The 12492-nt window shown below is 61.6% G+C and carries 13 protein-coding genes; 7 read left to right on the forward strand and 6 right to left on the reverse strand.

From position 1 onward, the window contains the following. Positions 1-41: 41 nt before the first annotated feature. From GYA95_RS22105 to GYA95_RS22120, 4 genes are all read right to left on the reverse strand, one after another. On the reverse strand, positions 42-479 hold the full coding sequence (locus GYA95_RS22105) for an MFS transporter (RefSeq protein WP_015268874.1): 438 nt from the start codon (positions 477-479) through the stop codon (positions 42-44). 97 nt (positions 480-576) lie between these two features. Next, entirely contained in the window at positions 577-1284 is a 708-nt protein-coding gene (locus GYA95_RS22110) for a PP2C family protein-serine/threonine phosphatase (protein WP_015268875.1), read from the reverse strand. Next, on the reverse strand, positions 1284-1991 hold the full coding sequence (locus tag GYA95_RS22115; RefSeq protein WP_015268876.1) for a hypothetical protein: 708 nt from the start codon (positions 1989-1991) through the stop codon (positions 1284-1286). The genes GYA95_RS22110 and GYA95_RS22115 overlap by 1 nt, the downstream gene beginning before the upstream one ends. After that, the gene (locus GYA95_RS22120) at positions 1988-2647 is read right to left on the reverse strand and encodes a hypothetical protein (RefSeq protein WP_238841724.1); all 660 of its coding nucleotides are present in this window, start codon (positions 2645-2647) and stop codon (positions 1988-1990) included. Before GYA95_RS22120 ends, GYA95_RS22115 begins: the two co-directional genes overlap by 4 nt. A 257-nt stretch (positions 2648-2904) precedes the next feature. Between GYA95_RS22120 and GYA95_RS22125 the strand changes: the two genes are divergently transcribed. Next, positions 2905-3834: a malate dehydrogenase gene (locus tag GYA95_RS22125; RefSeq protein ID WP_015268878.1), complete on the forward strand. Its 930-nt coding sequence runs from the start codon at positions 2905-2907 to the stop codon at positions 3832-3834. A gap of 157 nt (positions 3835-3991) precedes the next feature. Here the strand turns inward: GYA95_RS22125 and GYA95_RS22130 are convergent, their stop codons facing one another. After that, entirely contained in the window at positions 3992-4813 is an 822-nt protein-coding gene (locus GYA95_RS22130; RefSeq protein ID WP_015268879.1) for an amino acid ABC transporter permease, read from the reverse strand. After that, entirely contained in the window at positions 4810-5631 is an 822-nt protein-coding gene (locus GYA95_RS22135; RefSeq protein WP_015268880.1) for an ABC transporter substrate-binding protein, read from the reverse strand. The genes GYA95_RS22130 and GYA95_RS22135 overlap by 4 nt, the downstream gene beginning before the upstream one ends. Before the next feature lie 103 nt (positions 5632-5734). Between GYA95_RS22135 and GYA95_RS22140 the strand changes: the two genes are divergently transcribed. From GYA95_RS22140 to GYA95_RS22165, 6 genes are all read left to right on the forward strand, one after another. After that, positions 5735-6634: a homocysteine S-methyltransferase family protein gene (locus GYA95_RS22140; RefSeq protein WP_015268881.1), complete on the forward strand. Its 900-nt coding sequence runs from the start codon at positions 5735-5737 to the stop codon at positions 6632-6634. A gap of 169 nt (positions 6635-6803) precedes the next feature. Next, entirely contained in the window at positions 6804-8075 is a 1272-nt protein-coding gene (locus GYA95_RS22145) for a cystathionine gamma-synthase family protein (RefSeq protein ID WP_015268882.1), read from the forward strand. A 143-nt stretch (positions 8076-8218) separates the two neighbouring features. Next, positions 8219-9667 carry an amino acid permease gene (locus tag GYA95_RS22150; RefSeq protein WP_043935306.1) on the forward strand — a complete coding sequence of 483 codons (1449 nt, stop codon included), beginning with the start codon at positions 8219-8221 and terminating at the stop codon, positions 9665-9667. Between the two features lie 37 nt (positions 9668-9704). Beyond that, entirely contained in the window at positions 9705-10589 is an 885-nt protein-coding gene (locus GYA95_RS22155) for a LysR substrate-binding domain-containing protein (RefSeq protein ID WP_015268884.1), read from the forward strand. Between the two features lie 23 nt (positions 10590-10612). Next, positions 10613-12001, forward strand: a complete 1389-nt coding sequence (locus GYA95_RS22160; protein WP_015268885.1) for a threonine synthase — start codon at positions 10613-10615, stop codon at positions 11999-12001. Next, positions 11998-12435 (forward strand): Lrp/AsnC family transcriptional regulator, encoded by a 438-nt coding sequence (locus tag GYA95_RS22165; RefSeq protein ID WP_015268886.1) that lies wholly within the window; start codon positions 11998-12000, stop codon positions 12433-12435. The genes GYA95_RS22160 and GYA95_RS22165 overlap by 4 nt, the downstream gene beginning before the upstream one ends. Positions 12436-12492: the final 57 nt, after the last annotated feature.

Genomic DNA, 12492 nt, shown 5'->3' on the forward strand with positions numbered 1-12492 from the left:
CTTGGCCGGGTGCCAGCCTTTGGTGGATGGCGTGCAGCACGCTATATCGTGTCAACGTTATTTGGCTGAGCTGGCAATTGCCGGCTTGGGTGTCCCTTCCTAAGGCCTGCCTGATAGGTGAGTAGTCCGATTGCAGCCACGATACCCAGAACGACGAAGGCTGTGCCATAGCCGAAATGTTGCGCGATCCAGCCGGCAAGTGCGTGGCTCATGGCCGCGCCTATTCCCTGTATCGTCATCACTGCACCAAGCCCTGCATTGATGTGCCCAGTGCCGCGCAGGATGGAAGCGACAAGCCCAGGCAAGGCGACACTCAGCAGGCCTGCCCCGATTCCATCAAGGGCCTGTACCGGAATCAGGGCCCAAGTGGACTCCCAGCAACCGGCGATCAGCCCGCGCAAGGGCAAGGCCAGGAGGGCGGCAAGGATCAGTGCCCGATACCCGTGCCGAGAGGCATGCCGCCCGGCCCAAAGCGCCACGGGAATCAATCGATGTCATGTGGATGGAAACAGCGCAGTTTTTTAGGTATGCGCTGTGCTAGTGAGGGGCTACCATTCTGCCTGCCAGCACAACGCGTCAGGCCGAAGTAGTAGTCACTGTGCTCGGAATGCATTCCCGGAAATTGTCGCAGTCCGCCTGTAGTTCAATGGCTGGCTCACCATATTCCAGGCTTAGCATGCTAGCGTCATCGTTGACGCTTTGCAGTTCGATACCCGAATGTAGATGTTCATGCCAGTACCCGTCACTGCATAGCAGCAGCCGTCCATCCCATGGGAGTTGTGTCATCTGCCAGTCCGGAATGCAAAAGCGCCTTGCGTTCAGTGAGCGGGTCAGCAGATGCCGTGATTCGTTAATCCCCGAGATCTCCCCCGGCCAGATCGCCTGTTCCTGCAGATTGTGCGGCCTGTTCACCCAGTTGATGGGCATGCCGGGTCGCTGGAGTCCCACCAGGCAATCGCCAACATGCCCAACATGGATCAATTGCTGCTGAAGGTCGATGAGTACGCAGCAATAGCTGGCGATGGCGTGTAGATAATCTTGTCGCAAGCGTTGCTGTTCGGCACGCATGATACTGACCAGCCCTTCGGGGCTCAGTTGCTGGGCCCCTCCAACTGCAACGTCGACCACGGTACGGGACCAGTGTCGGGCGAGGCCTTGTCCGTCGCCTCTTTCGGCAGCATCCACGAGAATGGCCAACACGTAGTCACCATTGCGCCCGAAAGCTGCTGCATCGTTGTTGCTGAGCCGTGCCTTGCCCTGGCGACTGAGCCAGCCAATCTGCATCAGCGGTTCACTCCTGCCAGGGCTTCTAACCGTTCGAACAGCAGACCTTCGCGATCCGCATCGCCTCTGGCCTGGGCGTTGACTGCATATTCAAAGTTCCTGTCAGTCAGTAGCTGACCAATCTCCTGGCTGATGTAGTCGCGTACTTCGATAGAGGCAGATTCGATTTCGTCTGCTAGCTCCGGGCGCCCGTCAATCAAGTTGAGGATATCTTCTATGTCACGGCTCGACAGGGCATCCCCCTGTCCGCGCCCTGTCCAGGCTTCCAGTTTGGTGGCCATGAAGTACACGGGGTTGACCAGGTTGATAGTAACTTCCTCCTCTAGGTCATAGGCCGTAGAAGAGGCCATTGCGTCTTTGTACCAGCGGTTGCTGAATCCAAGGGAATCGTCGTCCGGCATGAAATCGACGCGAAGATCGCCAAGTTTCATCGCGCAGATGGGGAAGTCATCGACATCTTCTTGTGGGCTGACCCGGAAACCGCGCGCGCTGAGCGTCTCCTGCAAACGGGCGAAGCCTATGGGGCCCATGACGTGCACGATCAGGTCAACATCGTCGGTACTGCGTACTTGCTCCCGGGTGAAAGCGTCCGTCAGTAGCAAGCCCGTGGTGCAGCCACCAACAAAGGTCATCTGCTGGCGAAGTTCGGGCCCCAATGCTTTGGCAACCTCGCATAGCATGCTTCGAAGGGTACTGAAAACGCTCATGGCAACTCCAGGCGATCCTGCAGCAGTTCTGCCGCAAGGTTTCGTTCGCGGGGCTGTCCCAGCCGTATGGCATCGACCAGTGCTAGCAGGGCGTACATTTCCGGATCTCTTCGAGCGGCATCTGCTGCGGTCTTGAACAGCGGCTCGATCTTCATTCCCATGGTATTGCCACGGGCATATGACCAGACCGGCACATGCTCACCAGCGCTAATCAAGCTCTTGTCCAGAACTGGCGCTGCAAAGCTGGTTGCAATGCCACGAGTCAGCTCTCCGGCTCGAACCGGAAAAACATACTTCAGACCGTAAACGATGAACTCAAAAAGGGCCTTGGTGTTCGCTCTAGGCACGCCCGATTTGCGGTCAGCTTTGACCAAGCCAATTTGCGTGCAATGCTTCAAGGAGATGTTTATCTGGGTCTTGCTGATGCCCGTTTGTAGCTCCAGTGCTCGGGCGGTGTAGGAAGAGAAATGTGGGGTGCCCCCCTCAAAAAAATCTGGCTGCCCCTGGTAACGCGGAATGTGGTCATCGCTTTCCTCCTCCCAGTCTTTCCAGTCGTGCGGCCACGCCCCCACAGCCTTTCCATGTGACTCATGCCGGTGGAGGCAAACTAGCTTGAGTAATAAACCTATGTCTTGACCTTTCATATGATATTTCACCTATTCGTCCCTGGTCCCGGGACGTGGGACAAATAGATCACGCTGACTGCTGTAGTGCAAGCAGTGAAATGAATTTTTTGTGAATTGAGGGCGCGGACCCTGCGGCGGATGGCACGAGCTTCGCCCGTGTTTTCCGATAGCTCGCGGCTCCAGGCGACGCATACATTTGCCTTCGAGTGGCCTTTTCCCCTCAGCGGTCAATACTTCTGTGTATCGCAGGCGTGTTCCTGGTGGCGCGCGCCGCTGGGAGGTGTCGTGTGAACAAACTGACAATCGTGGGTGCCGGCTTGGTCGGCGAGGCGGCGGCGCAGATCATCGCTCGGGAAGAGTTGTGCCGTGAGCTGGTGTTGATGGATGTGCAGGGCGAGATGGCGCAAGGCAAGGCGCTGGATGTGTGGCAGGCGGCAGTCGAGTCGGGTTCCGATACCCGGGTTCACGGCGGGGCCAAGGCTGAAATGCTGGACGGCTCTGAGCTGGTGGTCATCACTGCAGGCGTGCCGCGCAAGCCGGGGCAGTCGCGTCAGGATGTACTGAGTATCAACCTGCCAATCCTCGACGGCATCATGGCCGACATCAAGCTGCATGCACCAACTGCGACCGTGCTGGTGGTTTCGAACCCGGTCGATGTGCTCACCTATCGCGCCTGGAGCTTGAGCGGGCTAGGGCGCACCAAGGTGTTCGGCCAGGCGGGGGTGCTGGATACCGCACGCATGAAGTGTTTCATCGCCGAGCAGACCGGGTTCTCTGCCCGGGATATCACGGCGCTGGTCCTGGGCGGGCATGGCGACAGCATGGTGCCGCTGATGCGCTACTGCCAGATCGGTTCGGTGCCGTTGTCGCACTTCCTGTCCAGTGAGCAGATCGAGCAGATCGTCGAGCGCACCCGCAAGGGTGGTGGCGAGATCCTGGGGCTGAAGAAGCTGGGCAGCGCCTGCGATGCGCCGGGCGTGGCGATTGCGCAGATGGTCGATGCGATCGCCAACGGGCGAAACCGCATCTTGCCGGCGGTGGCGATTCTGGAAGGCGAGTACGGGCGCACGGATATTGCCATGGGTGTGCCCTGCGTGCTGGCAGAGGAGGGGTTGGCGCGGGTGATCGAGTTGCCGCTGGATGCGCAGGAGCAGGCGATGTTCGATCAATCGGCTGATCAGGTGGCGCGGGATATTGCTGAAATGAAGGCGCTGTAACGCTGTGGGAGTGGCTTTAGCCGCGAAGAATCCAACGCGGTGCATGGCACCGGCTGCGCCGGTGTTCGCGGCTAAAGCCGCTCCCACAGTGTCCCTGCTAATTCAATGAGTTTACGTGCAGTTCAATAAGGGGGGGGCTGCCAACCCAGCCTGGCCCCTAGCGCTGGTAAGCCTTGCCAAAATGCCGCTCCAGCCGCGCCTGCACCAGCTCGAGCAGGATCGACAGCACCCAGTAGATCACCGCCGCCGTGGTCAGCATCTCCAGGTATCGATAGCTCGACCGCCCGTACGACTGCGCCAGGAACATCACCTCCCATACCCCCATCACCGATATCAGCGATGAATCCTTCAGCATCGAGATGAACTGGTTGGCCGTAGGCGGAATGATCACCCGCATGGCCTGGGGCAGGACGATATGCCAGAAGATCTGCGGCGTGCGCATGCCCAGCGCCAGTGCCGCTTCACGTTGCCCGCGCGCGACGCCGAGGATGCCGGCGCGGAAGATTTCGCTCAGGTAGGCCCCGTAGTTCAGCGACAAGGCGATGATGCCGGCGCTGATGGCGCCCGGTACCAGGCCCAGCTGTGGCAGCCCCAGGTAGATCAGCAGAATCTGGATCAGCAGGGGGGTGCCGCGGAAGAACGAGGTGTAGAAGCTGGCGACACCCACCAGCACCGCGCTGTTCGACAACCGCGCCAGCGCGGCGGCGAAGCCGAACAGTACCGACACCAGCATCGAGCACAGGCACAGGAACAGGGTCAGTGCCGCGCCTTGCAGAAAGCCGTTGGGCCCCAGCTTGAAACCGGCGAGGTTCGGAAACTTCTCCAGGATGATCGAGAACTTCAGATCGAAACTGAGGAAAAACGCGACGAACAGGCCAAACAGCGCCAGCCAGGTCAGCAACAGCCGGGTGCGAAAGCCGAACAGGCCGGCACCCGTGGGCTTGGCCACGGGCTTGGGGGATGAGGGGAAGGTGCTCATTTGCTGATATCGGCGCCAATCCATTTCTGCGACAGCTTGGCCAGGGTGCCGTCAGCCTTCAACTCGGCAAACACCTGGCGCACCTTGGCATCCCACTCGGGGTCGCCTTTCTCGATGGCCACCGAGTTCGGCTCTTCATACAGCGGGGCACCTGCCAGCTTGAAGCGCTTGTCCTGGTCCAGGCGCGGCTGCGCGGTCACCAGGTTGGTGAGGATTGCGTCCAGGCGTACGCCGGCGCCCAGGCCAAGGTCCTGGAAGGCGACGTTGTCGGTGTCGTAAGGCGCAATCTGCACGAAGTCGAAGGGGTATTCGATCTTCTTGTCTTCGTCGCCTTCGATGACCAGGTTCTTGTTCAGGTAGCTTTCATAGCTCGATGCACTGGTCAAACCCACCTTGCGGCCTTCCAGGTCCTTGGCACCATGGATACGCTCATCCTTGGCATTGACCACGATCACCGCAGGCGATGCGTAGTACTTCACCGGGAAGTCGAAAACTTCGGCGCGGGCCTTGCTGGGGGTCATCGAGCAGATGCAGATGTCGTAGCGGCCGCTCCAGCGGCCTGCGGCGATCACGTCCCACGAAGGGGTTTCCAGCCGCAGCTTGACGCCGAGCTTGTCCGCCACGGCCTTGGCCACATCCACGTCGAAACCGTCCAGCTGGTTCTGGTCATTGAGGAAGGAAAACGGTGGGTAGCTTTCCATCAAAACGTTGACCAGTTCCTTGCGCGATTCAACCCGCTCCAGCGTGGCACCGGCAAAGGCCTGGGAAGCAGTTGCGAGCAGCACAAGGCCCGCACCGAGCACAGTAGAAAATCGCATGGACATACCTGAAATGTTGGCCAATTATAGGAAGCGGTATTTAATAGTTATAAATGTCACCTACATAATGAATTTTATTCATAAGCACCTTTAGAGTAGTTATATGAAACAGCGAGCGATAGTAATTCTCGACGGTGGCATGGGCCGTGAGCTGCAGCGCAGTGGGGCGCCGTTTCGTCAGCCCGAGTGGTCGGCGTTGGCGCTGAGCGAGGCGCCGGAAGCGGTGGTTGGTGTGCACGCAGCTTTCATCGCTGCCGGTGCCCAGGTCATTACCAGCAACAGCTATGCGGTGGTGCCGTTCCACATCGGCGAAGAGCGTTTTGCAAAGGAAGGACGACAACTGGCCAATATCGCAGGCCAGCTGGCGCGGCATGCCGCCGATACCGCAGCGCACCCGGTCAAGGTGGCGGGCTCGCTGCCGCCGCTGTTCGGCTCCTATCGCCCGGACCTGTTCCAGCCCGAGCGCGTCGAGGAGGTGCTGGCCCCGTTGCTGCAGGGCCTGGCCCCGCATGTTGACTTGTGGCTGGCCGAAACCCAGAGCTCGGTTGCCGAGGTGCGAGCCATCCACGGCCAATTGCCGGCAGACGGCAGGCCGTTCTGGGTGTCGTTCACCCTGCAGGACGAAGAGGTCGACGAGGTGCCACGCCTGCGCTCCGGCGAGCCAGTGGCCGATGCCATCGAGGCCGTGGTCGGCCTGGGCGCGGCGGCCGTGCTGTTCAACTGCAGCCAGCCCGAGGTCATTGGCGCTGCACTGGATGTAGCGCGCTCGGTAATCGAGCGACACAACGCTGACATCGCCATTGGTGCCTATGCCAACGCCTTCCCGCCGCAGCCGAAGGAAGCCACCGCCAACGACGGCCTGGATGAGCTGCGCGAAGACCTTGACCCGCCGGGTTACCTGGCATGGGCCAACGATTGGCGTGAACGGGGTGCCAGCATGATCGGTGGCTGCTGTGGCATTGGCCCGGAGCATATCGCCGAGCTGAAACGCAACCTGGCGTAAAGCCTTGAAGGGGCAGGGCGGCTTCCGCACCCGCTCGGCCCCAGCCATTAAAAAAAACGTTACTCAGACCCGGATTCCATCGTTTTTCAGTCCCCCCGCCATGCCCCTATAGTCCGCTGAAAGCCGATGCCGAATCGGTGTACACAACTCAGCGGTGCGGGAACCGGATATGAACAAGAACGAGAAATTCGAGGGCAATGCAGCGGCCGGTATCGGTACGCGTGTGGTGTGGAGCGGGGAGCAGGTTCAGCATCCGTACAACGCTACCCAGACCCCGATCGTGGTCAGTGCCGCCTACGGCTACAACGACATCGATGCCTGGTACGACGTGGCGCAGGGCAAGCTGCCCGGCTACATCTACAGCCGCATGAGCAACCCGACAGTCGCTACCCTGGAAGCCAAGCTCTGCGAGCTGGAGCAGTCCGAGTCGGCGGTGGCATTCAGCAGCGGCATGGCTGCCATCAGTGCCGTGCTGCATACCTTCCTCTCAAGCGGCAAGCGTGTGGTATCGACCCGCGACAGTTACGGCGGTACCAACAAGATCTTCGAAGAGTTCCTGCCGCGCATGGGTGTGCAGGTCTGCCTGTGCGACACCCTCGACACCGAAGCGCTGGAGCGCGAGATCGCCGCGGGTTGCGACCTGCTGTATCTGGAAACCCCTACCAACCCCACCCTCAAGGTACTGGACATCCAGCGCCTGAGCGCTGCCGCCCGGAAGGCTGGCGCCGTGGTGGTGGCCGACAACACCTTCGCCACCCCGCTGAACCAGAACCCGCTGGCCCTGGGCGTGGATGTGGTGGTGCACAGTGCCACCAAATTCCTGTCCGGGCACGGTGATGTACTGGGCGGGGTGGTGTGCGGTGCCGAGTCGTTGATGGCCCAGGTGCGCCACTACCGCGAGATCAACGGTGCGGCGCTGGACCCGTTTTCCGCCTACCTGATCATCCGCGGTATCAAGACCCTGGCCCTGCGCCTGCGTCAGCAACAGGCCAGTGCCCAGGCCCTGGCGCATTACCTGACTACCGAACCGCTGGTCGAAGCGGTCAACTACCCGGGGTTGCCCCAGCATCCGGGCCATGCGATCGCCAAGGCGCAGATGCGTGGCTTCGGCGCCATTGTCAGCTTCGTGCTCAAAGGCGGCATGCCCACCGTAGCGCGGCTGCTGCCGCGCCTGAAGTACGCCCATCGGGCGGGCAACCTGGGCGCGGTAGAAACCATCTACGGCCCGGCGCGTACCACCAGCCATGTGGAAAACACCCTCGAAGAACGGCTGGCCCTGGGCATTTCCGAAGGGCTGGTGCGCATTTCGGTGGGCATCGAGGACACCGAGGACCTGCTGGCAGACCTGGCACAGGCCTGTGCATCGGTGCGCCAGGAGTTGGCCGCAGCAAAGGAATTGCACGGTGACGAAGACGCCTGCCTGGCCGAAGCACAGGCCTGAGGCAGGCGTGTAGCACCCGCTCCTTGCGGTGGGTGCCACTTCATGAAGTCGAACAAAAACAATATGCAAGGCAATTCGCTTCGCTCTGCCAAGACGAGGTCGTTGCAACGTCCTTGCCCGCCAACTTTCATGAGTAAACCACAATGTCCCTGCAGACAACGACAACGAGAAATGCTTCGGCGCATAGCTTCAAGCAGGATATGCAAACCCGCCATATCGTCATGCTGGCGCTGGGCGGTGTCATCGGTACCGGCCTGTTCCTGACGTCGGGCTACACCGTCAACCAGGCGGGCCCGCTGGGGGCGGTCATCGCCTATATCCTCGGCGCGATCATGGTCTACCTGGTGATGATGTGCCTGGGCGAACTGGCGGTACACATGCCGGAAGTCGGCTCGTTCAGCAGTTACGCCACGCGCTACCTCGGGCCGGGTACAGGCTACATGGTGGCCTGGATGTACTGGCTGACCTGGACCGTGGCCATCGGCTCGGAATTCACCGCCGCCGGTATCCTGATGGTGCGTTGGTTCCCCGATACGCCGGTGTGGATATGGAGTGCGCTGTTCGGGTTTGCGGTGTTCATCAGCAATATCATTTCGGTGCGGTCGTTTGCCGAAACCGAATTCTGGTTGTCACTGATCAAGGTGCTGGCGGTTATCGCCTTCCTGGTGGTGGGCGGCGGCGCGATCCTGGGCGTTTTCGAAATTACCCAGGCGCACAGTGTCGGGCTGGGCAACTTCACCCGCGAGGGGCTGTTCCCTACGGGCTTCTGGTCGATCGCCATGACCCTGCTGGCGGTGGCCTTCGCGTTCTCGGGTACCGAGTTGATCGGCATCGCCGCCGGCGAAACCCGCGACCCGGAAAAGAACGTACCCAAGGCCATCCGTACCACGGTCCTGCGGCTGGCGCTGTTCTTCGTCGGCACCATCTTCGTATTGGCTACCTTGTTGCCGCGTGAACAGGCCGGGGTGGTTGAAAGCCCGTTCGTGATGGTCTTTGCCATGATCGGTATCCCCTATGCGGCGGACATCATGAACTTCGTCATCATCACTGCACTGCTGTCGGCGGCCAATTCCGGGCTTTATGCAGCGGCGCGCATGCTGTGGACCCTCAGCGACCAAGGCAACATGCCCCGCCGGTACGCGGCGCTGTCGCGTCGTGGCACGCCGTTCAATGCCATCGTCCTGAGCATGGCCGGTGGCATGGCATCGCTGCTGAGCAGTGTGTTTGCCCCCGACACCATCTACCTGGCGCTGGTGTCCATTTCCGGGTTGGCGGTGGTGGTGGTGTGGATCAGCATCGCGGCCAGCCAGATGGCATTCCGTCGCCATTACATCGCCAATGGCGGCAAGCTCGAAGACCTCAAGTTCCGCGTGCGCGGCTACCCGTTCGTGCCGCTGGCGGCCATCTTCTGCTGCGTGCTGGCCTGCGTCGGCATTGCCTTCGACCCGGCACAGCGCGTGGCCCTGTACTTTGGTCTTCCATTTATCGCCTGGTGTTACCTGGCCTACTGGCTGACCCGCAAGTACCGCGACCGTCGCCCGCTGCAACCGGAAGCCTTGGCAACAGGTTCCGAGGCCGCCAGAGCAGGGTGATACTAGGGCACCGGAACGTTGCCACGAGAAACCGCCGATGACCCAGAAAACCCTGCCCCCCTTGAACTGGCTCAGAGCCTTCGAAGTGTCGGCGCGTTACCTGAACTTCACCCATGCAGCCGAGGAACTGCACCTCACCCAAGGGGCCGTGAGCCAGCAGATCCGCCACCTGGAGAGCCAGTTGGGAGTGGCGCTGTTCAAGCGCCTGCCCCGGGGGCTGGGGTTGACCGAAGAAGGCCAGTCCTACCTGCCGGTGGTGCAGGATGCGATAAGCCGCCTGGCGGTAGGCACCAATGAAATTTTCGGGCAACGCCAGCGTCGGCCCCTGAAAGTGCGCGGCAGCCTGTCGTTCCTGCATTTCTGGCTGGCGCCCCGCCTGGCCGATTTTCGCCGTTCGCACCCACAGGTGGACATCCGCTACATCAGCAACCTGTGGGTCAAGGAACTGGATGCAGAGGATGACCTGGAAATCCGCTGGGGCAGCGGCCAGTGGGCTGGCGTGGAAGCGCAGCGCCTGACCCGCGACCTGCTGGTGCCAGTCTGCTCCCCTGCGCTGATTGCCGGCTCCCCGCTACGCGAGCCGCGCGACCTGGCCCGCGTCCCGTTGCTGCATGTGCTGGGTTACGAGGAGGGGTGGGGTTATTGGCTGGAGCGGGTAGGCGCCGACCAGGTCGATTCTTCCAGCGGCCTGCAGTTCGACACCCTGGTGGCGACCTTGCGCATGGCGGAACTGGGGCTTGGGGTGGCACTGGCGCGCTCGTCGCTGGTCGATGACTTGCTGCAGGAGGGGCGGCTGGTGGCGCCTTTTGCGCAGCGCATCGAGGCGAGCGAGTCGTTTTACCTGGTACGTGGCCTGGGTGAGGCGTTGTCCACGGATGCCCAAGCCTTCAGCCACTGGTTGGTGGCGATGGCCCACCGTTAATCAAATATTTACCTGGAGCACCGATGCAGTACACATCCACGCGCGGCAACGAGACACGGGTTGATTTCCGCACGGCGCTGCTTTCCGGGCTGGCCGACGATGGCGGGCTTTACGTGCCGACTGCGGTGCCGACGTTCAGCCAGCAGGATATTGCCAGCTGGTCGTGGTTGCCGTTCGACGAACTGGCCTGGCGGGTAATGGCGCCGTTTGTCGGCGACACGCTCGATGAGCCGACCCTGAGAGCGCTGGTAAGCGACAGCTACCGCGGCTTCAAGCACCGTGGCATCGCACCGTTGCAGCAGATTGGCCATAACGAATGGATCCTGCAGCTGTTTCACGGGCCTACCCGTTCCTCCAAGGATTTCGCCGCGCAATTGCAGGCGCGGCTCATCCGCCATTTCCTGGGCCCCGATTGCGAACGGGTCATGCTGGTCGGTGCCAGCAACGGCGATACGGCGGTGGCCGCTATCGAAGCCTTGCGGCATTGCCCTACGGCACGCTTGCTGGCGCTTTACCCCAGTGCCGGGACACCGGCCGACCGGGCGGCGGTGATGCGCAGTGCCGCTTCCGAAAGCGTGAGCTGCGTGGCCGTGGACGGCAGCTTCGATGACTGCCAGTCACTGGTGTCGGCGCTGCTGCGTGCATGGCCGTGCCCCGGGCTGATTCCCGTGAGCTTCAACTCGACCAACTGGGTCGGCGTGCTGGCGCAGATCGTGTTCTATTTCCACGCGGCGCTTCAGCTGGGTGGTGGGATTCGGCCGGTGGGTTTCAGCATCCCCACGGCCAGTTTTGCCGAGATCTACGCGGGGTTCATTGCCCAGAAAATGGGCCTGCCAATCAACCAGATCATTGTTTCCACCAACCGCAACGATGCCTTGCACCGGTTCATCCACTGCAATCGCTACAGCCGTGGCTCCACCAGCCAGACCTTGTCGCCGGTCATGGACTTTTCGCTGTTCTCCAACCTGGAACGTTTCGTCTGGGAGCTGTATGACCGCGATGGTGGCGCGACCCGGGCACTGATGGAGCATTTCGAGGATTGTGGCGAGTTGAGCATCGGCAACCGCCAGTGGCTGCACGCGCGCATGCTGTTCGACTCCTATGCCGTGGATGACGCGCTGATTCGCGAAGAAATCGTCACGCTGTTCCAGGAAACCGGCTGCGCAGTAGACCCACACGCTGCCACCGGGGCATTCGCCGGGCGCCTGCACCGGCGCAACATTGGTGCGCCGATCGTCACGCTGGGCCAGTTTGCCCCGGAAAAGTCTGCCGGGTTGCTGGCGGAGCTTGGGGCCTGGCATGGCGAGGTGCCGGCCTGTGGTGTTGGCAGCGCAGGCGTTGGGCCGCTGCTGGCGCCAGAGGACCTGGCGGGGGTTCATGAAATACTGGCCCGGTTGCAGGCAGGACGATGAAGCGCATCCTCGACCCCCTGGACGAGCGTATTCTCGCCGAGCTCACCGCCAATGCACGCATTGCCCATGCCGAACTGGGGCTCAAGGTGAACCTGTCGCGTAATGCGGTACGCCAGCGCATCGAGCGCCTGGAGCGTGACGGGGCCATCCAGGGCTATACCCTGCGTATCGGTGAGGGGCGACGACCGACCTCGCTGATCAACGCGGTCATCTTCGTCTACCGCTACGACCGCATGCGCGGAGAGGCTGTGCTCGATGCATTGCGCCAGATCCCCGAGGTGATCCAGTGTGAAGTGCTCAGCGGCGAATTCGACCTGCTGCTGCGCGTCGAGGCTTCCAGCCCGGAACGGGTGCACCATGTATGGAAGGAGATTGCCGCCATGCCTGGGGTCGAGAACACCGTGACATCGTTCGTCCTGGCCACGGTGATCTGAGACGCGCGCTTGCCGTTTGGTAACCCTCGCTACAACAACGCCGCCCGGGTTTGCGCC

The sequence above is a fragment of the Pseudomonas asiatica genome (genome assembly GCF_009932335.1).
Classification (GTDB): Bacteria; Pseudomonadota; Gammaproteobacteria; order Pseudomonadales; family Pseudomonadaceae; genus Aquipseudomonas; species Aquipseudomonas asiatica.